Genomic DNA, 19951 nt, shown 5'->3' with positions numbered 1-19951 from the left:
GGGATAGCGTTCGCGGGTTAGGGACGCTTTTTTGCTCCCTTGCGCTGGTTGTTGCCGGGGCCCCGGCGAAAATCTTCCGACGGAGTGCCCTTGTAACAGCGCGGGATAATGGGCCAGTCCTCGGTCAGGAAGTAGGCGTAGGTGCCGCTGGGGAATTCCGGGGTGCGAACCATTCTGCCGTTGCACTCATCCAGAGTGCCGGAGCCAGCCACGTAGTGGTAGTCGTCCACAAAGGTCCCATCGTAGTAGCCACCGGGTTCTTTACTGCCTTTGGGGCGGTTGCCGGACTTCACCTGGTAGCTCGATGTCATCTCTACAATGCCGGATTTCGGCTCCTTACCATCGGCATAGCCGTATAGGGCATAGATGGGGAAGCCATCGGCCGCCCAGCCGATCAGCGGGGAGTGCCTTTCCTGGGATACCCCCAGGCGCTGTAGCAAGCCGGTGGGGATTCCGTGATAGTGGTAGGCGCCATTGGGCTGAACGTGGGCGTAGTTGTCGTCTACACCGAGCTGAATCGCACCGGATAGGGCCTCGTAGCGCCAGCGTCCACGATTGCCCAGATACCATTCGGCGGCACTGGGGTCGAAGGGGACTCCATTTAGGCCGATACCAAAATCCTGTAAGGGAACCGGTGTGGGTTTAGCGGCAATTTGGGGATTGGCCGGAACCCGGAAACTGTAGCGCTGCACCTCGATTTCATGGGGGTTGCCGCGATTGGGGAAGGTGCCAGTCTTATGCTCGGAAATGCCGTTGGCCTCAATAACACGCCAGGGGCCCTGGATACTGATACTCACCTCGCTAAAGGTGATTGGGGCCTGGGTGGCCGGAACAGTTTCCTGTAGACCGTCGGACTGTACGATTGTGTGTTTGCGTGCAGGAGGGCGCCCGCCGCCGCTGTCTTTACCTGCTGAGCGCATAGCCGATTTGCGCTCGGGGACACAGGCGAGTAGCCCGTGTGATTGGGGCAGGTCTCGGCAGCGGCCACTGACCTGACCGTTGTGCAACTCCATGGTGCAGCTAGCGCCACTGGACAGGTTTTGGCAGGCCTTTAGGGCGCTATCGGGTACGTGAGCCAGCGCAAGCGGCGCAATACCGCAAAGCCCCGCAAATAACCACTTCTTCATAATGACATCTCAAGATTTACAGTGCCGCTGGCCGGCCACGATTTATTGGGGATTACTGGTCTTCATTTTCCATAGGGCCCGGGCCACCTTTGCCCTGGCCTTTGCCGCCGGCAGGTACGCAGACTATCTGCTCAGCTTGCGGGGGCTGGCGGCAGGTACCCTCGAGGGTGCCTCTCGGTGTCTCTACAGTACAGGCATCACCTTCTGCCAGACTGCTACAGGCATCAATTGCCTCCTGCGGGGGTTGGCGAGATTGTGCGGAAACATTTGTGGCCAGCAAAAGGGCGGCTACTGAAATCAATATTCTTTTCATCGTGTTCTCCTGTCGTAGGCACTTTGGGGGGAGTCCCACAAACCATGATTTAGCGCTTTGGGCTTTGACAGAGGTTATTGCTGTCGCCCGAAACTATAGGCTCGGGTAGTGGCGATGACCGCTCAATCGAAGGCTGGCTTCTGGGTACCGCCCTGGGACTTGCATCGAAAATAGTTGAGGAATGAGTAAGTAATGTGGACAGCTTGTAAAGAAGTGTGGTGTTGGCCAGGGCGCTCTATGACTGGGAATTCAGGGTTTACGCTCAGCTAGGCAGCGGGAGGTTTTCGCGTTATTGGAGGAGGACACAGGGTATTGGGTCAAATAACCGCGACACCCGCTTTAATCGGGCGGGTGTTGCGGTTTATACCGGCGGGCGGGGATTTAATTTTCGGTTTCCAGTGCCGCTTTTGCGGCGGCTTCACTGAGGAGCTTGCGCCGCACCTTCATCGGGGTCGTTCCAAACCAGCGGTCACAGGCCCGGTTGAATGAGCTCTGCTCCCGGTAGCCCAGCATATCGGAAATTTGGGCCATCGGCGGCAGCTTCCTGCTGAGATAGTGCTCTGCACGCTCACGGCGGATTCGGTCCAGAATATCCTCAAACACCAGTTCCCGATCGCGCAATCTGCGTTGCAGTGTGCGCTTGTGCATGCCCAACTGATTGGCAACCTCTTGCAGACTGCAACGCTTCAGGGGCATTAAGCAGTAGATTAAACGCTCTACCTGGTGAATCAGGTTTGACTCGTTCTGCTCCAGTACTTTATCGATATAGGACTTTAATAGCGGTCTCAGTGCGGGATTCGATTTATCAGTCGGTTGAGCCAGTTGGCCACTGCTAAGCACTAATTTGTCGCTAGCTTGTGAAAACTGTACTTCTGTTCCAAAGAAGTTTTCATACTGATCGTGAAGCGGCTGTTTGGACTTTAAATGAACCGCCTCTAGATTAAATTTCTCCCCACACAGGATTTGCAATGCCACTACGGAAACCCCGAGAAGAAACTCCCGGAATAGTTCAAGCGGTAATTGGGAGTCTAAAGGTATATAACTTTCTAAATCATTTAGGCAATGAAAAGTTATAAACGTTTGGAGTCCTTTAATCTCCAATTCCACTCGCAGGTTATAGGGCGGAGCGGCGAATTGTTTTACCGCAGCATCGAGGAACTCCCCCAGAGTCAGCGATTGCAATACCGCAGCACCGAGAGAGCTCAGGGCGGCCGCGCCCTGGCTTTTTGCCAGTCTCAGTCCGAAATCCGCACAGTTGAGTTGTCGTGTAGCCCTTTCTACCAGGTCTGTCACTTTGCTCATAGGGAGATATCCCTCGAGTTTCTCAACCTGCTCGGGGTTAATACCGGCGCTGTTAAGCAGTGTTTCCGGGCAGCCGTTTAGCTGGGATACTTGGTCATAAAAGCCGGTTAACAGCTTAGCTCTTATTTGTTGGGTCAATGTCTTCCAAATCCTTCCAAGAACCCAGCCTGAATTAATTATTAGGCGTGCCGGGTCACAACTTCTTTTATAAGCGGAAGTGTTCAACTGATAGGGGCGCCCGATAACCTTAGAAATCTGCAATTAACAGCAAATTCCCGAATTATGCTTTCCTGGGCTTTATCTGACGGATTAATGCAGCCGTCAATTGGCGAATGCCTGTTCTATTTCCTGATATGCAGCTCGCTATGGATATTAGCCAAGACACTAATGACCATAGAGTACACATGACTCATCCTGAGAAATAATAATTGAGATTAAAACAGGGCAGGCGACACTGGCGCAATCCGCCTATCAGTCTCCGCTAAGTATGATTTCAGGGGCTATATTACTTGTTTTTTTTTGCGGATTCGAAGGGCTTGCCGCTTTCAGCGATAAAAAAACTGTCGCCTTATGAAAAAAAATACTACTTAATTGTTATATATTGAAACTTTATTCCTAAATGACAGCTATAGATTTTTTTTGTTTTATGGTGACTCTATATCTGGGAATAATAATTTTTTTCATATTTTGTCCACTTTTTTACCTCTGCTTAACGATATCTTGAATGACTGGTAATTCCAGAAAGGCTTTAACATTTTTAGGGGGTTATCTGAGGATATAAGTAGTTGAGTGGTGAGAAGAGCGGTCATCTAGAGCAGACAAAAAAGCCCGCAGAAGCGGGCTTTCGATTAAGCTTCGGACAGAGGGTTAACCGCCATAGTAAGTGGCGGCTCCCGGCCCTACTGGCAGTCCGAGGGCAAACACCCAGATAAAGAACAGGGCTGTCCAGCCGATAAAGAAGAAGATGGAGTAGGGGATCATGGTGGCGATCAAGGTGCCCATACCCAGGTCTTTCTTATAGCGCGCGGCAAACGTAATGATCAGGCCGAAGTAGCTCATCATCGGCGTGATGACATTGGTCACCGAGTCACCGATACGGTAGGCCGCCTGGATCACTTCTGGGGCGTAACCCAGTAGCATCAGCATGGGGACAAAGATAGGTGCTGTCACCGCCCACTGAGCCGAGGCGCTGCCCAGCATCAGGTTCACAAAGCCACACATCATAATAAAGAACAGGAACAGCAGTGGTCCGGTGAGACCGATGCTTTGTAGCGTATCAGCACCCAAAACGGCAAAGATGGTGCCCAGATTGGTGATCTTAAAGAAGGCGACAAACTGTGCGGCGAAGAACACCAGGACAATGTACATGCCCATACTGTTCATGCTCTTGGCCATGGCATCAATGACATCCCGGTCATTTTTCATGGTGCCGACAACCCTGCCGTAGACAAAGCCGGGAATAGCAAAGAATACCAGGATCAGTGAGACGATCCCTTTGAGGAAGGGAGAGCCCGCTACCAGACCGGTCTCAGGGTTACGTAAAACGCCCCACTCAGGCACCACCGTCAAAGCGAGTACCGCAGATACACCCAGAACGGCCAGGCCGGCGTACTTGAGACCGCGCTTTTCGGCGTCGGTCAGGGTGCCAACTTTGTCCTGGCTCAGGTCGACGGACGCCTCACTGGGGTCATATTTACCCAGCTTGGGCTCTACGATCTTCATGGTCACCCAGCTACCAACTCCGGTGATCAGGAAGGTACTGACAATCATAAAGAACCAGTTTACTTCCGGGCCTACGGAGTAGGTCGGGTCGATCATATGGGCTGCGGATTCCGTAATCCCGGATAGTAGCGGATCTACGGTTCCCAATAGTAAGTTGGCACTGTAACCACCAGAGACACCGGCAAATGCGGCCGCCAAGCCGGCAAGCGGGTGTCGGCCGAGGGAGTGGAAGATCATCGCGGCGAGGGGAATCAGTACCACATAGCCCAGTTCAGAAGCGGTGTTGGAGATAATACCGGCAAAAACCACAATTACCGTGACGGTGCGCTTGGAGGCCTGTAATACCAAGCCGCGCACTGCGGCACTTAACAGGCCGGAGTGCTCGGCAATGGCTACCCCCAACAGGGCCACCAACACTGTGCCGAGCGGGGCAAAGCCGGTGAAATTCTTCACCAAGCTGGTAACGATCATCCTGAGACCATCGCCACTCATCAGGTTAAAGACCTCGATAACCCCATCTGGTGCCCGGCCGGCGGCGCCCACTGGGCGGGGATCTGGTACTGACAGGCCGAAGTAGGAGGCGATACCGCTAATAAATATCACTCCGACAGCGAAGAGTGCGAAGAGTGTTATGGGGTGGGGGAGAAGGTTACCCAGCCATTCCACCGCATCGAGGAAGCGGATAAAGGCGGTTTTGCGCCCGGGGGGGCTGTCCTGCCGATCACTCGGGGAGGTTGTTGTGGTCATTGTTTGTCCTCAGTCTTAACTGCAAGCGGTCCCAATTATCTCTGGATCGCCCTGTAGCCGAAGGGTTGGCTGAAAAATGTGCTAAAGCCGAGATCATACACAAAACTACTTCAGCTAAGAATGCCCAGAGAGAAATGTTACTCCTAGATAGTGAGGTCAAATGCTATTGAGGCGCTCGATATTGGCAAGAGCGCAGTGATGAAATATGCGTTGCCAGGGGTATCTGTCATCGTGTGCCAATTGCTTTGTCCCGGGACCGCTGATACCTGGATATGCCATAATCCCAATACTAAGCAGTCAATTCAGCGGTGAAAATAATGAAGATTGGAATTTTAAAAACCGATGATGTACGCAAAGAGCTTGTAGGCGAATTTGGGGAGTACCCGGAGATGTTTGCCGGCCTGTTGCGCGACCTGGACTCCGGCTTGGAGTTTAAGACCTATGAAGTCCAACAGGGTCAGTATCCCGTCCATATAGATGAAGTGGATGCATACCTCATTACAGGTAGCAAGACCGGTGTCTATGACGACAAACCCTGGATTGCCCCCCTTATGGACTTTGTGCGCGAGTTACATGACAAGAAAAAGCCGACAATTGGTATCTGCTTTGGTCACCAGTTAATTGCCCAGGCCCTGGGGGGGCGAGCGCGCAAATCGGATAAAGGATGGGGGCTGGGGGTGCATACCTATGAGATGCAAGAGACGCCAAGCTGGATGTCTGAGCCGGCAGCCAACTTTAGCCTTTTGGTGACGCACCAGGACCAGGTGGATCAGCTACCGCCAGGTGGGCGGGTATTGGCGTCCAGTGAGTTCTGTCCTATGGCTATGGTGCAAGTAGATGAGCATATACTCAGCTTTCAGGCGCACCCGGAATTTACCAAGCCCTATTCAAATAGTTTGATGGAGCTTCGCCGGGAGGCTTTTGGTGCCGCTGTAGTCGATAAGGGGCAGGAATCGCTGAAGAATGATATCCATGAGAATACGGTTGCTAAGTGGATGTTGGAGTTTTTGCGGAAGTAGAGGCCGCAAGATAAATCTTGAGGTGGGGGGTACCCCACCTTTATAAATACTCGATACCCCCTCTATAGCCTCCTGATAATCAAAGTAAAATCTCTTTCCTTTGAAATAAATCTTTTCAATTGAGTTTTCTCTGCTAAGGGAATAACAATTTATTGTTTCTTAATTAAAGCTTGCTTATCTGGGTAAGCTGTTAAGCACTTACTGTTACTGTTTGTGCGGAGTATTAATCCCCCTTCAAATGCTATAAGTTAAATGGTCTGTTTGTGCGAAAAGTCATGATTTCCCTTTCGTGTATCAAACTTTTGTTTGTTGTTTTTAAATGTCTTTAGTGTTTCACTTTTTTTTGAGAGCTGAGTTGTTTTTTTGGGTATGAATTTTTAGTTTATAGCGTTGAGAATGTAGTTTCTCGGGAGCGTTATCTCGATGTGCTGGATTGCGACCTGGTAATTTAAATAAATATAATTTTCTGGGGGTTTTATGGTTTCTGTATATGGCGCTAAGAAGGGGTTTTCTAAAAGTCTGTTGGTAATATCCGTTGCCACTGCTCTGTCAGTAAGTCCGTTTGTTATGGCAGATAATACGACTGGTACAATTAGAGGGACTGTTCTTAGTGTAGAAAAATCTGACAAGATAAAGGTTACAGATATTTCTAGGGGTATTTCTAAAGAGGTTTCAGTGAGTGGTGGGGGAGAATTCAGGGTGGGAAGCCTTCCTCCTGGAGAGTACCAATTAGAGCTTTATTCTGGGAGTGAAGTGACAGACACTCGCTCGGTAACGGTGAGTTTGGGCGGAACAGTTAGTGTCGTTCTCGGTGATCGTTCCCAGATGGAAGAAGTTGTTGTTAGTGGGCAGAGAATCTCACAGCTAGATACAGGGATTGCTGAGTCAGGCTTAGTGATTTCATCAGATGAACTCATAGAGCTTCCTGTGGCGAGAAATTTGGACTCGGTTACTCTGTTGGCACCAAGTGTTTCTAAAGGCGATCGCACCTTTGATCAGTATGGCGGCGGAACTAGTTTTGCCGGTGCATCTATTGCAGAGAACGTCAGCTATATCAATGGGTTGAATACCACTAATTTTAGAAATGGATTGGGTTACTCTACGGTCCCATTTGAATTCTACGATAATATACAGGTAAAGACTGGCGGCTATTCGGCCAAATTTGGCCGGTCCACTGGTGGTGTGATGAATGCCACTACCAAAAGTGGCTCCAATGAATTCAAGTTCGGCACCAGTTTTTACTATGACGAGGAAACAGATACCGCGCCGAATACTTTTGTTGCTGATAATGATCAGGATGAGTTTTCTTCACAAGAGGCCAATATATATTTTTCTGGGCCAATTATAGAAGACCGATTATTCTTCTATGCGCTCTACAGTAATGTCTCGGAAGATAAAGAATACTACGGTATGACGAGTGGTCGGGGATATAAAGAAGAGACCAAGTCCGATTTCTGGGGGGTGAAATTAGATGGTTATATCAATGAGGATCATCGGATAGAGCTTACGGCTTTTAGTGATGAGCGGGATGTTGTTGAAGGGAATTATTATTACGATTCAGAGACAGAAAAAACAGGCGATTATATCGGGGATGTTATCTATGGGCGAGGCGGTTTCAACTGGATTGCCTCTTATATCGGTCATTTGAATGACGATATGACTCTGAGTGTCTCTTATGGGGAAAATACTCAGGATAGAAGTGAAGTGCCCGATAATAAAGGAGTCCCTGTTGTATATTTATATAACCCGGGAAGGATGTCACTGGGTAATTGGGTTGGATCAAGTGTGGAAATTGGAGAGGATACTCGAGAGATGTTCCGGGTGGACTTTTCATGGAATATTGGCGATCACTTGGTAGAGGCGGGTATTGATAACGAGTCCAACTCGCTTACGGAAGATACCTTTTACTCCGGCTATGGGTTGTGGCAGTTGTATCCCGATTATGAGTTTGCGCGCATGCGCTATTATCAGAATAAGGGTGGATTTGAAACGGATTCTTCTGCCTATTACCTGCAAGATACTTGGCAGGTAACTGATGATCTCTCTGTTCAGTTTGGGCTTCGCAATGAAACATTTACCAACAAGGATGCTTCTGGGAGTGAATTTATTGAAATTAGCGACCAGTGGGCGCCGAGGCTGTCGCTTGTCTGGGATCCTACCGGTGAAGGAAATCAAAAATTATTTGCAAATTTTGGCCATTACTACCTGCCGGTGGCATCAAATACTAATGTGAGGCTGGCTGGAGAGGAGCTTTATACTATTCAGGATTATGACTGGGACGGTTCCTGCCTGAATGAGGATTCAACACCTTGCAACTTAAGTAACCCCTACGAAACTTTATACTTCGCCGATGGGAATTTACAGGATGCGCGGGCTCTTGTTGATAAAAATATTGATCCGATGTACCAGTCTGAATACATTCTCGGTTATGAGTATGTTATGGATAATGGTGTGCAGCTAGGGGTTAAAGGTATTTACCGAAACTTGGAAACGGCACTTGAAGACTTAGCGATTGATGCCGCAGTGATTGACTACTATAACTCGACTGGCAGTTGGGATGCATCCAAAGTTGATGGGGCAACTGTTGAAGATGTCTTTGATGGATTTCACCAGTATGTCTTGACCAATCCCGGTAATGATATGCGGATTTATATTACTGAACAGGGCGAGTATATAAATTTATCTGCTGATCAGCTTAATTTTCCTGAGGCGAAGCGACAGTATGGCGCTGTTGAGTTTACCTTTAAGCGACCCTTTGATGGCAGGTGGTCCCTTGATGCTTCATATACTTGGGGGCACAGCTGGGGCAACAATGAAGGCTACGTCCGTTCGGATAATGGGCAGACAGATTCAGGCTTAACAACCAATTTTGATCAGCCGGGCCTGGTGGAAGGTGGTTATGGAGATTTGCCGAATGATCGCAGGCATACGATTAAAGCATTTGGGACCTATAGTTTTGATTTGGGGTTGAGGCTAGGTGCTAACTTTATGTGGCAGACTGGACGCCCCAAAAATTGCTTTGGTATGCACCCCACCGATGAATTTGCGGCGTATTATGATTCTGAGTCATTCTATTGCCAGGGGGAACTTAATTCTCGTGGTAGCTTAGGTCGAACTGATAATTACTGGAATCTGGATCTCAATGCGCAATACCCGATTGAACTCGCTAATAATCAGACCCTACTGGTTAGTTTGGATGTCTTCAATGTATTCAATAATGATGCAGTGATTGAGGTTGAAGAGGTAGGTGACCTAGACGGAACGACAGAGCCTTATGAATACTTTGGCGAGCCGTACTATTATCAAACGCCGCGTAGTATTCGTTTGGGCCTAAGGTATGATTTTAACTAACCTGTTCTTTTGATATCGGGAGTAACTTTTGACTGAATTCAGGTGGGCGGAAAGTCCGCCTGAATTTAAGTGATAAAATAAAATTTCCATGCTGATTTTTGGCGTCTCTGCTTTCTTGGTTTCTTCTATATCTAATTGATTTAGATTGGGTTATTGGTTTCAATCTAGTATTGAATAGGCCTTGATGATTTCAATGGAGGTTGTGGCCGAGGGGCTCTGTTGTAAATAGTTATGGCTATAGCTGAAGAATTGAAAGGGGAGCGCTCCTTTGTAAGCCTCTACCGTTTCGTGGTAATAAAATAAAAAATCTAATGAATTTTGATGGATTTTCTCTTGGTGGAGTGAGAGGTTTTTAAGAGAGCGAATCAGCATTTAACCAAGAGCGATGTTGAGGCCTTATCCTTGTAGAAGTGTTGTAGGTGGTATATATCTTCTATTTGCGGTTGTGCTGGAATTCTAGTTTGCTGGCAGTTAGTGTAATAGTTCCTGGTGATATCTATGCTGGCCTTCTTGACCGCCTGTTAGTATTGCTCCTCTGCCATCTGTTGGTGCTGTCCTTGGTTTGAGTCACTTTTCTTTAGTACGTAAATCTGGCATCTTTGATCTTTTAGTAGAGAAGAGGTGGCAGGTGTTTCTTTCTGCGGGTCACTCTTTTCTAAATGTATCAATAGGTACAGTTTAGGATTGCATAAAAGAAGCTTAATCTTTATATCTTGGTTTTGAAGGAAACCATAATAAAGTCAAGAGGAAAGTTTAAGTTTCTTATCTGTTTTGTGTGATAGCGATTTATAGGTTTTTCACATTGTCAACGCCTTTTTTTTATACCACTCGAGCTATTGTCTCAGATTCTGTCCGTGCCTCGGTAGCTGCTGCTTTATTGGGGGGGCTTCTCCTGATCGCTTGGTCTACTTGGCTCTTTAAAAAAGAAATTACTATCTACAGCGTGAGTGATAATGCGAGGCTGGAGCAGGAGCAGAATACCGTCCATATTAGTACGCAAAGGGTAGGCCGGGTTATTGCTGTTGATGCTGAACTGGGTGATACCCTTGAAGCTGGGGACACATTGATACAACTTGATACATCAGTACTAGATTTGAGCTTGGAAGGTGATACCCAAGTAGCTGAAAGTCTACAGGGCCAGCTTTACTCGGTGCAGCGTGAACAAAATTTACGGGATAAAAAGTTTACTGAAGATCAAAAGGCTATTGATGATCAGTTGAAGTTATTGAAACAGCAGTACCAACTTCAGGTCAGTAACCAAAAAATACAAGCGGATGTTGCCGACCGCTATGAGCAGTTGTTGCAGAAACAGCAAAGTTCAGAGTTGGATTACCTAGCTGCAAAACGAACCTATCAGCAAATGGCGATGGCAACCCTCAAAGTGCAAGCAGATATTAGCGCCTTGGAGGTTCGTCGAGCACAGCTCATCAGTGAATACGAGCTCGAAGTGAGTACCTTGAATCAGCGGGATCAGGATATTAAAGGCAAACTCGCGGAAGTTGATACCCGTATTCAACAGAATCATCTTGCGATGAGTGAACAGAACTTGCGCGCCCCTATTGCTGGCACGCTAGCTTCACTGGCGAAAATTCGCGAGGGTGAAGTACTGGCCGCCGGACAGCAGGTTGCAACGATCCAAGCAGAGGGGGCTATCTCTATATTGGCATTTTTCCCCCCGGCGCTGGCGCTGGGGCATATTCAGCCGGGGCAGGAGGCCCAAGTAAAGCTGGATGGCTTTTCCTGGACCCGCTATGGACAACTGCAAGCTCGTGTAGAGCGCGTGGCCAGTGCTGTTCAGCAGGGCAAAGTTCTTGTGCAGCTCTCCCTGCAAGGCGAGATGCCACCCCAGCTTCCCTTACTGCACGATTTACCGGCTAGAGTAGAAATTGCCACAGGTAAGAAAACACCTTATCAGCTGCTTTTACAACGAACTGGAGAGATACTCTCAGGTAAAGCTCCCGAAGAGAGTGTGGAGGAGGGAGCGTGACCGCGAGGCAGAAAATACGTTGGTTAGTTCCCGAGGTCGTGCAGACCTCTAATATGGACTGTGGTCCGGCCTCGCTAAAATGTCTGCTCGAAGGCTTTGGTGTAAGTACCCACTATGGCCACTTGCGCGATGCCTGTCAGACGGATGTAGATGGCACCTCAATAAATACCCTGGAAAAGATTGCGGTAGAGCTGGGGCTGGATGCTGCCCAGATGGTCGTGCCAGTGGATCACCTCTTATTGAACTCGCCTGGATACTTACCTGGGTTGGTTGTGGTACGGCTACCTAACGGCAATACCCATTTTGTGGTGGCCTGGAGAAATCATCGCGGGGTTGTGCAGGTGATGGACCCAGCCAGTGGTAGACGCTGGCCCAGTGCGCGCCGCTTTTTAGATGAGTTGCACGTTCACACTGCACGGGTGCCTCCTCAGGGCTGGCGAAGCTGGGCGGGAGGGGATGATTTTATTGCCCCGCTTAAAGAGCGTATTGCACAGCTAAAGGTCACCGATACGGTGGCCAGCGCTCTGTGTGAAAAAGCCTTAAAAGATCAAAGTTGGCTCTCCCTGGCCTTTCTCGATGCCTCTATTCGGATGCTCACCTCACTGGTCACCTCTGGTGCGATAAAACGGGGGGCTGAAGTCAGCGCTATTTTGCAGCGGCTATCTGTTGAGTTTTCGACGGATACCAGCCAAGCATTTGTATTAGTTCCGGAGAATTACTGGTGTGCGCGGCCATCTCGCCCGGGTGGAAGTGAGCCTACACAAAACATTGAACTGATGCCGGAGCAGTTGGAGTTCCGTGGTGCGGTTATTGTGAGTGTAAAAGGCGTGCGCAATATCGGTGAGGTTAAACCGAAATCGGAAGCGCTATCGAGAGCTTTGCGAGAGCCGCCGGTGAAGCCGCTCAAGCAGCTCTGGGGATTGATACGTGAAGATGGACTGATTGCACCGCTGACAATATTTATTGCCATGCTCGGAGCCGTAGTAGGGTTGATGTTTGAAGTCTTACTTTTTCGTGGATTGATTGATATCCACAGTGAGTTGGCGACTGAGGTGCAGCGGGCAGGCACAATTGCACTACTACTGGGCTTTATGCTCACCTTAATGCTATTGCAGTTTCCTACAGCAAAAGTTCAAATGATGATAGGGCGCCGCCTGGAAAACCGTTTCCGCATGCGCTTTTTGGCCGCACTGCCGCGAATACCTGATCACTTCTTTCAGAGCCGTCCGACTTCTGATACGGCCGAGCGCTCACACCGCATTGTCGCTTTGAGGAGCTTACCCGCTCTCGGAGCGGGTATTATCTTTAAGATTTTCTCGCTATTAGCTACTGCGCTGGGAATTATCTGGTTGGCTCCTGCGGCGGCACCGCTGGTGCTCGTTATGTCGGTATTGCAGATTGCTGTTCCTTTACTGTTTCAGCCGGTACTCACTGATTACAGTATGCGGGTGCAGACTCATGCCGGAGCCCTGGCGCGCTTTTATATGGATGCCCTGCTGGGAGTTATTCCGATTCGCACCCACGGCGCCAGTGAGTCTGTTCGGCGGGAGCATGAAAATTTGCTTACCGAATGGATAAGGGCCGGATATGCCTCGTTGCGTTTTCAGCTCAATAGTCAGGCGGTGCAGCTATTGGTGAACTGTACCCTGAGTAGTGTATTGGTGATTTATTGCGTTAACGCGCGAGGGGCGAGCCCTGATCTGCTGTTGCTGATCTATTGGGTACTGGCACTGCCGCCACTGGGTGAAGAGATTGCCGGGCTAATGCGCAGCTATCCCCAGCAGCGCAACCTTTTACTGAGGGCGCTCGAACCCCTACAAGCTGTCACTGAGGCGGATGCGGACAACAAGTCCGCCGATAGTATTGAGTTCTCCCCGACAAAGCCGGTGGGTATTAAGTTTGATAATGTCAGTGTTAATGCCAGTGGCCGCACTATTCTCAACAAGGTAAATCTGGAGATTAGCCCCGGTGAGCAAATTGCTATTGTCGGGGCGTCCGGCGCTGGCAAGTCGAGTCTGGCCGGATTGTTGCTGGGGTGGCACAAGCCCGCCAGTGGTCGTGTCATGCTAAATGGCAGTGAATTGAAAGGCGAGTTATTGCAGCGCTTTCGCCTGCACTGTGCCTGGGTGGACCCTGCAATTCAGTTGTGGAGCAACAGCCTGTTAGAAAACCTGAGTTACGGCAATAAGCCCGGTGCCCCGCTTTACCCCATTTTACAGCAAGCGGATTTGCTCAAGCTGGTGGCGGCGCTACCGGAGGGATTGCAGAGCCCGCTGGGGGAAAGTGGTGCCCTGGTTAGTGGTGGCGAGGGGCAGCGTGTGCGCCTGGGGCGTGCACTTGGCCGTGAGGAAACGGCCTGCGTGATCCTGGATGAACCGTTCAGGGGCCTTGATCGCCAGCAGCGGCAGCGCCTGATGAGTCGTGTGCGGGAAGTCTGGCAGGGGGTCACCCTGATTTGTATTACCCACGATATCAGTGAAACCCGGGATTTCTCCCGTGTTCTGGTCGTGGAGGATGGTGGTATCGTTGAGGATGGTAAGCCCGGCGAGCTGCAAGCCCGGAGCAACTCTCGCTATACACAGCTGCTGGCAGCCGAGAGCAGCCTCTGGCAAGAGTGCTGGCAGAGTAGCCACTGGCGTCATTTACGCATGGCCAGTGGTCATTTGACCGAGATGCAAAGGGGACTTGGCAGCTCTCCAGTCTCCCGGCCTGTGGAGGTCGCTCGTGAGCAGTGAGGCATTGATTTCCTATTGCTGGCCCGCATCGCAATTAGAGGCCGCCTTGCAAGCGCTGGCGAAACACTGCGGTTTGCAACCTGAGATGGGGGAGTATAATTCTGCGGAGGGCACCCTGGAATTACCGGCCCGCTTACAGGCGGGGGCCGAGGCCCTGGACCTGCTGGTAGAACAGGTGAGTTGTGGCTACGCAGAACTGGAGACCATGCTGCTGCGGGCCGCTCCGGCGCTGTTGCGGCTGCGCTTTGGCGAGGGCGACTATTTTATCGCGCTATGTGGTGGCCGGGGGCGTAAGCTGCACTTGCTTACACCGGCTTTGCGAACGGAAAAAATCTGCGTTGAGCCGGTGATTCGCCAGTTGGCGTGCGAGTTGGAAGAGCCCCAGCGCCAGCGTATCGAGCAATTGCTGGATAGTGCAAATATTCAAGGGCGCCGACGCAAGCGAGCCATGGCTGCGCTGTTGCGGGAAAATCTCGCCGCTGTACAGCTGGAGGACTTCTGGCTGTTGCGCTCCCCCTCTCACCGATCTTTTTGGCAGCAGCTTCGCCAGCGCGGTTTGTATTGGCGCTTTGCCGCTATGCTTGCCTGCCACAGTGTCCAGATGGCTATTTTCCTGTGCAGCTGGTGGGTAATCGGCCGAGCGGTGCTCGGTGGTCATATCGATACCGGCTGGCTATCCGCCTGGGTATTGTTGTTGATCACTCAGGTTCCTTTAACCTTGCTCACCGCTCGGCTGCAAGGTGTAGTTTCTGTTGAAACCGGTGCGCTGCTCAAACAGCGGCTGCTCGCCAGTGCCTTGCGTGCTATTCCCAGTCGTATTCGCCATATGGGCACAGGTCAGGTATTGGGTAGAGTTTACGATGCAGAAAATATTGAAGCCAGCGCCTTGCAGGGGGCCTTTTTATTGTTGCTCGGTGCCGTAGAGTTGTTAATCGCGGCCGCAATTTTATTGCTGGGAGCTGGCGGCCTCGTGTATATAGCGACTTTGCCCCTATTTTTAATAGCCGCATTTTTTCTGGGACGGGCGCAGTACCGCAGCCGTCGTCAGTGGACAGTGCAGCGCCTGTCCATGACGCACCGTTTAATTGAAAAAATGATCGGCCACCGCACTCGTTTGGCTCAGCAGGCGTCCACCGATTGGCACCGGGGTGAAGATAGTGAATTGAGCGATTACCTGGAGAGTTCCTCGCATATGGATAACACCATGGCGAGCTTACAAGTTTTACTGCCGCGCCTCTGGCTGCTCCTTGGGGTGATAGGATTGGCTCCCATATTTATTGCTGGCAGTGCCAGTAGCGCCCAGCTCGCCATTGCCTTCGGCGCTATGTTATTGGGGTACCGTGCAGTCCTTAAATGTATGGGGGGCTTTACCAGTGCACTGAGTACAGCAGTTTCCTGGGAAAAAGTTCGTGAGTTATTTTATCTGGAAGACCTCCAGCTAAGGGGAAGCACGGGCTTGGCAATAGCTATGTCGGCAGGCCAGAAAAATTCTTCGCAACCGCTGTGCTACCTGCGTGATATTCGCTTTACCTATAAGGGGAAGGATCAAGCGGTATTGGCCGGTTGCAATCTCAGTATTTATCCTGGCGATCGGCTTTTGTTGCAGGGCGCTTCCGGCTCGGGGAAGTCTACTCTGGCTAATATCTTGACTGGTATCCAGCAGCCCGATGACGGTCTGCTGCTCTTAAATGGTTACGATCGTACCAGTATTGGTGCCGAGTCCTGGCGCAAAATGGTAGCTTCTGCTCCGCAGTTTCATGAGAATCATGTGCTGGGGGATACCTTTTTATTCAACTTATTGATGGGAGATCAGTGGCCACCACACCAAGAAAGTTTGCGCAGAGCTTATACAATCTGTGACGAGCTGGGCCTTACCCCGCTGTTGAAAAAAATGCCAGCGGGAATGTTACAAACCGTGGGTGAAATGGGTTGGCGACTGTCTCACGGGGAGATGAGCCGTTTATTTATTGCCCGCGCGGTCTTACAGAATGCTGAGTTGGTGGTGTTGGATGAGAGTTTTGCCGCACTTGATCCGGAAAACCTACGTATGGCGATAGCCTGTGTGCAAAAAAATACAAAAACCCTGATGGTGATTGCCCACCCGTAGCTGATTATGTAAGCAAGTTTTTATGAGGCTTTAGCTTCTAATTTTTCTTAAAGTTTAATTGGTTTAGAAGGTGCTCTGCACTAATAGATTTATAGTCTTGGTGTTAAATTGAATAGGGGCTGAGCTGAATTTAATTCTGCAGAGAGCAAAATATTTTATTTACAACTTTCGTACCAATTGAGTGGGGAGCGGTGCTTTAATATGACGTTCATCTTTTATTTTTGCTTTGGCTAGAAATTTTTTGGTCAACTTGAGTGGCTTTTTGCGCCAAATAAAAGTTTTAATTGTGACTGCTCACCCATAATTATTGATTATTGATGGTGTAACCTAGTGTAATCAGGTTAAGCTTAGTGCTATCCAATGGCTTAATTGGATATTTGTTAAAAACAAATTATACGACAGGAGATTTATATGAACCTTGAAACAGATATTTGTGCAGGCCCAGAAATCGGAATTGAGCCACCTCGTATACAAAGCTAAGAAGCTTGATAAATAAACACGAGTTCCAATTGTCAACTCGTGTTTATTGCTTCAACCATAAAAAAGCCCGCGCAAGCGGGCTTTTTTACTTTTGAGATCAGGTCTTAAGCTTCTTATAGTGCATCCGATGCGGTGTCGCGTCTTCACCTTTGCGCTGCACAAAGTCCTCGTGGTACTCGGTGTAGTTACCCTCGAAGAATACCGCTTCACTCTCTCCCTCATAGGCGAGGATATGAGTGGCAACACGGTCCAGGAACCAGCGGTCGTGCGAGATAACCAGGGCACAGCCGGGGAAGTTGAGCAGGGCTTCTTCCAGGGCGCGCAGGGTTTCGATATCCAGATCGTTGGAGGGTTCGTCTAACAGCAGTACGTTGGCGCCCTGCTTGAGGGTGTAGGCCAGGTGCAGGCGTCCGCGCTCACCGCCGGAGAGCTCGCCGACGCGCTTCTGCTGGTCACTGCCCTTAAAGTTAAAGCGGCCAACATAGTTGCGCGAGCCCACTTCGTAGTTGTTGATCTTGAGCATATCGTGGCCGTCTGAGATGGCTTCCCATACGGTCTTGCTGTCATCCAGATTCTCACGGCCCTGCTCAACGTAGGCGACCTTAACGGTTTCACCCATCTTGATCTCGCCGGAATCCGGCTGCTCGGTGCCGCTGATCATACGGAACAGGGTGGACTTACCGGCACCGTTACCGCCGACGATACCCACAATCGCGCCCTTGGGTACGCGGAAGGACAGGTTGTCGATCAGCAGGCGCTCGCCGAAGCCCTTGTTCACTTCTTTAAACTCAATCACATTGTCGCCGAGGCGCTCGCCGGGTGGAATGTAGATCTCGTTGGTTTCGTTGCGGGCCTGGAAGTCCTGGGATTGCATTTCCTCCAGGCGGGACAGGCGGGCTTTGTTCTTGGACTGGCGGCCCTTGGGGTTCTGGCGCGCCCACTCGAGTTCCTTCTGCATGGCTTTGGCGCGGGCCTGCTCGCCGCGCTGTTCCTGCTCCAGGCGCTTCTCTTTCTGTTCCAGCCAAGTGGTGTAGTTGCCTTCCCAGGGGATGCCGTGACCGCGGTCCAGTTCCAGAATCCAGCCGGCAACATTGTCGAGGAAGTAGCGGTCGTGGGTGATAGCAACCACAGTGCCGGTGAAGTCGTGCAGGAAGCGCTCCAGCCAGAATACAGATTCCGCATCCAGGTGGTTGGTGGGTTCGTCCAGGAGCAGCATATCCGGGCGCGACAGCAGCAGGCGGCACAGGGCCACACGGCGCTTCTCACCGCCGGACAGGTTGTTCACATCCGCATCCCAGGGCGGCAGGCGCAGGGCGTCTGCGGCGACTTCCAGGCGGTGCTCCAGGTTGTGGGCGTCCCAGGCCTGGATAATATCTTCGAATTGCTGCTGCTTCTTGGCCAGGGCATCGAAGTCTGCATCGGGCTCGGCGTAGTCGGCGTAGACCTGTTCCAGGCCGGCGAGGGCGTCGATGGCTTCGCGCACGCCGTCTTCCACGTTGCCGCGCACGGTCTTGTTGGCGTCGAGTTGCGGCTCCTGGGGCAGGTAGCCGACTTTGATGCCGGGCATGGCGCGGGCTTCGCCGTTAAAGTCTTGGTCGACCCCGGCCATAATGCGCAACAGGGTGGATTTACCTGCGCCGTTGAGACCCAGTACGCCGATCTTGGCGCCGGGGAAGAAGGAGAGGGAGATGTCCTTGAGGATCTCGCGCTTGGGGGGCACTACTTTGCCCACCCGGTTCATGGTGTAAACGTATTCGGCCATTTGGGGTTCCGTAATGGGTGTTGGAATCGGTCAGATTTTGCGCGCAACTTATCAGTTTGCGTAAAAAGTGCAACCGGGTGCGCTTGCGATAGGCGGATGTACTCGCATGTGGCTGACGTCGAATGTGATCTGTGCTTAACTGCGACGCTATCTAGTACAAGAACGATAAGACGAATAAAAATGGATCAGGATTCCCCGGTATTGTTTTCCCGGCGCGGCGCCCTGGCGATCGCGACCCTAAATCTCCCCAAGGCGCTCAACGCGTTAAATTCCTCCATGATCGATCTGCTGTCGGCACAGTTGGGCCTGTGGGCTGAGGACCGTGAAGTGGCGGCAGTCTGGATCGATGGCAGCGGCGACAAGGCCCTCTGTGCCGGCGGCGATGTGGTTGCACTGTATCGGGAGTCCGCCGCCTACGGAGAGACCCCGGACTACAGCTATACCAGCGATTTCTTCTCCCGCGAGTATCGCCTGGACTACCAGATACACACTTACACCAAGCCGATTGTGGTGTGGGGAGGCGGCTTCGTGATGGGGGGCGGTATCGGCATTATGGCGGGAGCCAGCCACCGAATTGTGACTGAAACCACGCGTATGGCAATGCCGGAGATCACCATTGGCCTGTTTCCCGATGTGGGGGGCAGCTGGTTCCTGAACCGTATGCCCGGACGTCTGGGGCTCTTCCTGGGGCTGACCGGTGCGCAGTTTAATGGCGCTGACGCCCTGTTTGCCGGTATGGCGGACCGCATTATCGGCCAAGCGCAGCGCGAAACCGTCTTGTCGGCACTGGCGGCGCTCAGCTTCGGCGAAAGTGAGGGCGCCAATCACCAATTAATTAGTAACTGCCTTAAATCTATGGAGCTGCCAGCTCTGGAGCGCCCCGAGTCCCCCCTGCGGGAGCACTATGAGCAGATCCAGCAGCTCACGGATTTTGCCACCCTGCCGGAAGTGTGTGCGGCTATCACAGCTTATGGTGGCGAGGATAAGTGGTTGCAGCGTGCAGCTGCTACTTTGGCGGGCGGTTCTCCACTGACGCCGTGGGTTGTGTGGGAGCAATTACAGCGGGCTCGACATTTGTCTCTGGCGGATATCTATCGTATGGAGCTGGCACTCGCGGTAAACCTCTGTGCCAGCGGCCACTTCAAGGAAGGGGTGCGCGCACTGTTAATCGATAAAGATCGCAAGCCCAAGTGGCAGCCGGACAATTTAGAGCAAATTACCCCGGAGCAGCTGGAAAGCTGTTTTGTCGGGCCCTGGAACAGTGAGCACCCGCTGGCCGACTTGTAGAGGTTGTATTTA

The 19951-nt window shown here is 51.2% G+C and carries 11 protein-coding genes; 6 read left to right on the top strand and 5 right to left on the bottom strand.

The features are described 5' to 3' along the window. Positions 1–17: 17 nt before the first annotated feature. The 4 genes from ACJJIK_RS12180 to ACJJIK_RS12165 form a co-directional block, all read right to left on the bottom strand. Complete coding sequence (locus tag ACJJIK_RS12180; RefSeq protein WP_444942881.1) at positions 18–1127, bottom strand: YHYH protein; 1110 nt, start codon at positions 1125–1127, stop codon at positions 18–20. Between the two features lie 52 nt (positions 1128–1179). After that, positions 1180–1440: a hypothetical protein gene (locus ACJJIK_RS12175; protein WP_444928570.1), complete on the bottom strand. Its 261-nt coding sequence runs from the start codon at positions 1438–1440 to the stop codon at positions 1180–1182. Between the two features lie 381 nt (positions 1441–1821). Then, a complete protein-coding gene (locus ACJJIK_RS12170) occupies positions 1822–2880 on the bottom strand; it encodes a helix-turn-helix domain-containing protein (RefSeq protein ID WP_444942880.1) in 1059 nt (352 codons plus the stop codon). Between the two features lie 729 nt (positions 2881–3609). Next, positions 3610–5211: an AbgT family transporter gene (locus tag ACJJIK_RS12165; RefSeq protein ID WP_444928568.1), complete on the bottom strand. Its 1602-nt coding sequence runs from the start codon at positions 5209–5211 to the stop codon at positions 3610–3612. Between the two features lie 317 nt (positions 5212–5528). On the opposite strand from ACJJIK_RS12165, the gene ACJJIK_RS12160 reads away from it, so the two are divergent. The 5 genes from ACJJIK_RS12160 (at position 5529) to ACJJIK_RS12140 (ending at position 16410) form a co-directional block, all read left to right on the top strand. Further along, entirely contained in the window at positions 5529–6230 is a 702-nt protein-coding gene (locus tag ACJJIK_RS12160; RefSeq protein ID WP_444942879.1) for a glutamine amidotransferase-related protein, read from the top strand. A 477-nt stretch (positions 6231–6707) separates the two neighbouring features. Then, positions 6708–9581: a TonB-dependent receptor gene (locus ACJJIK_RS12155; protein WP_444942878.1), complete on the top strand. Its 2874-nt coding sequence runs from the start codon at positions 6708–6710 to the stop codon at positions 9579–9581. A 943-nt stretch (positions 9582–10524) separates the two neighbouring features. After that, entirely contained in the window at positions 10525–11568 is a 1044-nt protein-coding gene (locus tag ACJJIK_RS12150) for an HlyD family secretion protein (protein WP_444942877.1), read from the top strand. Beyond that, positions 11565–14303, top strand: coding sequence for an ATP-binding cassette domain-containing protein (locus ACJJIK_RS12145; RefSeq protein ID WP_444942876.1), 2739 nt, complete (start codon positions 11565–11567; stop codon positions 14301–14303). Before ACJJIK_RS12150 ends, ACJJIK_RS12145 begins: the two co-directional genes overlap by 4 nt. Further along, a complete protein-coding gene (locus ACJJIK_RS12140) occupies positions 14293–16410 on the top strand; it encodes an ATP-binding cassette domain-containing protein (protein ID WP_444942875.1) in 2118 nt (705 codons plus the stop codon). Before ACJJIK_RS12145 ends, ACJJIK_RS12140 begins: the two co-directional genes overlap by 11 nt. Positions 16411–16987: 577 nt before the next feature. On the opposite strand, the gene ettA is transcribed toward ACJJIK_RS12140, so the two are convergent. Then, positions 16988–18652 carry an energy-dependent translational throttle protein EttA gene (gene ettA / locus ACJJIK_RS12135; protein WP_444928562.1) on the bottom strand — a complete coding sequence of 555 codons (1665 nt, stop codon included), beginning with the start codon at positions 18650–18652 and terminating at the stop codon, positions 16988–16990. A gap of 180 nt (positions 18653–18832) precedes the next feature. Here ettA and ACJJIK_RS12130 point away from each other — a divergent pair, with 180 nt between their 5' ends. Further along, positions 18833–19939, top strand: coding sequence for an enoyl-CoA hydratase/isomerase family protein (locus tag ACJJIK_RS12130; RefSeq protein ID WP_444928561.1), 1107 nt, complete (start codon positions 18833–18835; stop codon positions 19937–19939). Positions 19940–19951 lie beyond the last annotated feature (12 nt).

The organism is Microbulbifer regidiadema (SeqCode), assembly GCF_052466995.1.
The sequence above is the reverse complement of the archived record's forward strand: the minus strand, read 5'-3'. Positions and strand labels throughout refer to the sequence as shown.

Bases quoted from the DNA above. Each gene is read 5' to 3' on its own strand.
- ACJJIK_RS12180 (WP_444942881.1), bottom strand. From the start codon at position 1,127: ATGAAGAAGTGGTTATTTGCGGGGCTTTGCGGTATTGCGCCGCTTGCG.
- ACJJIK_RS12175 (WP_444928570.1), bottom strand. From the start codon at position 1,440: ATGAAAAGAATATTGATTTCAGTAGCCGCCCTTTTGCTGGCCACAAAT.
- ACJJIK_RS12165 (WP_444928568.1), bottom strand. From the start codon at position 5,211: ATGACCACAACAACCTCCCCGAGTGATCGGCAGGACAGCCCCCCCGGG.
- ACJJIK_RS12160 (WP_444942879.1), top strand. From the start codon at position 5,529: ATGAAGATTGGAATTTTAAAAACCGATGATGTACGCAAAGAGCTTGTA.
- ACJJIK_RS12155 (WP_444942878.1), top strand. From the start codon at position 6,708: ATGGTTTCTGTATATGGCGCTAAGAAGGGGTTTTCTAAAAGTCTGTTG.
- ettA (WP_444928562.1), bottom strand. From the start codon at position 18,652: ATGGCCGAATACGTTTACACCATGAACCGGGTGGGCAAAGTAGTGCCC.
- ACJJIK_RS12130 (WP_444928561.1), top strand. From the start codon at position 18,833: ATGGATCAGGATTCCCCGGTATTGTTTTCCCGGCGCGGCGCCCTGGCG.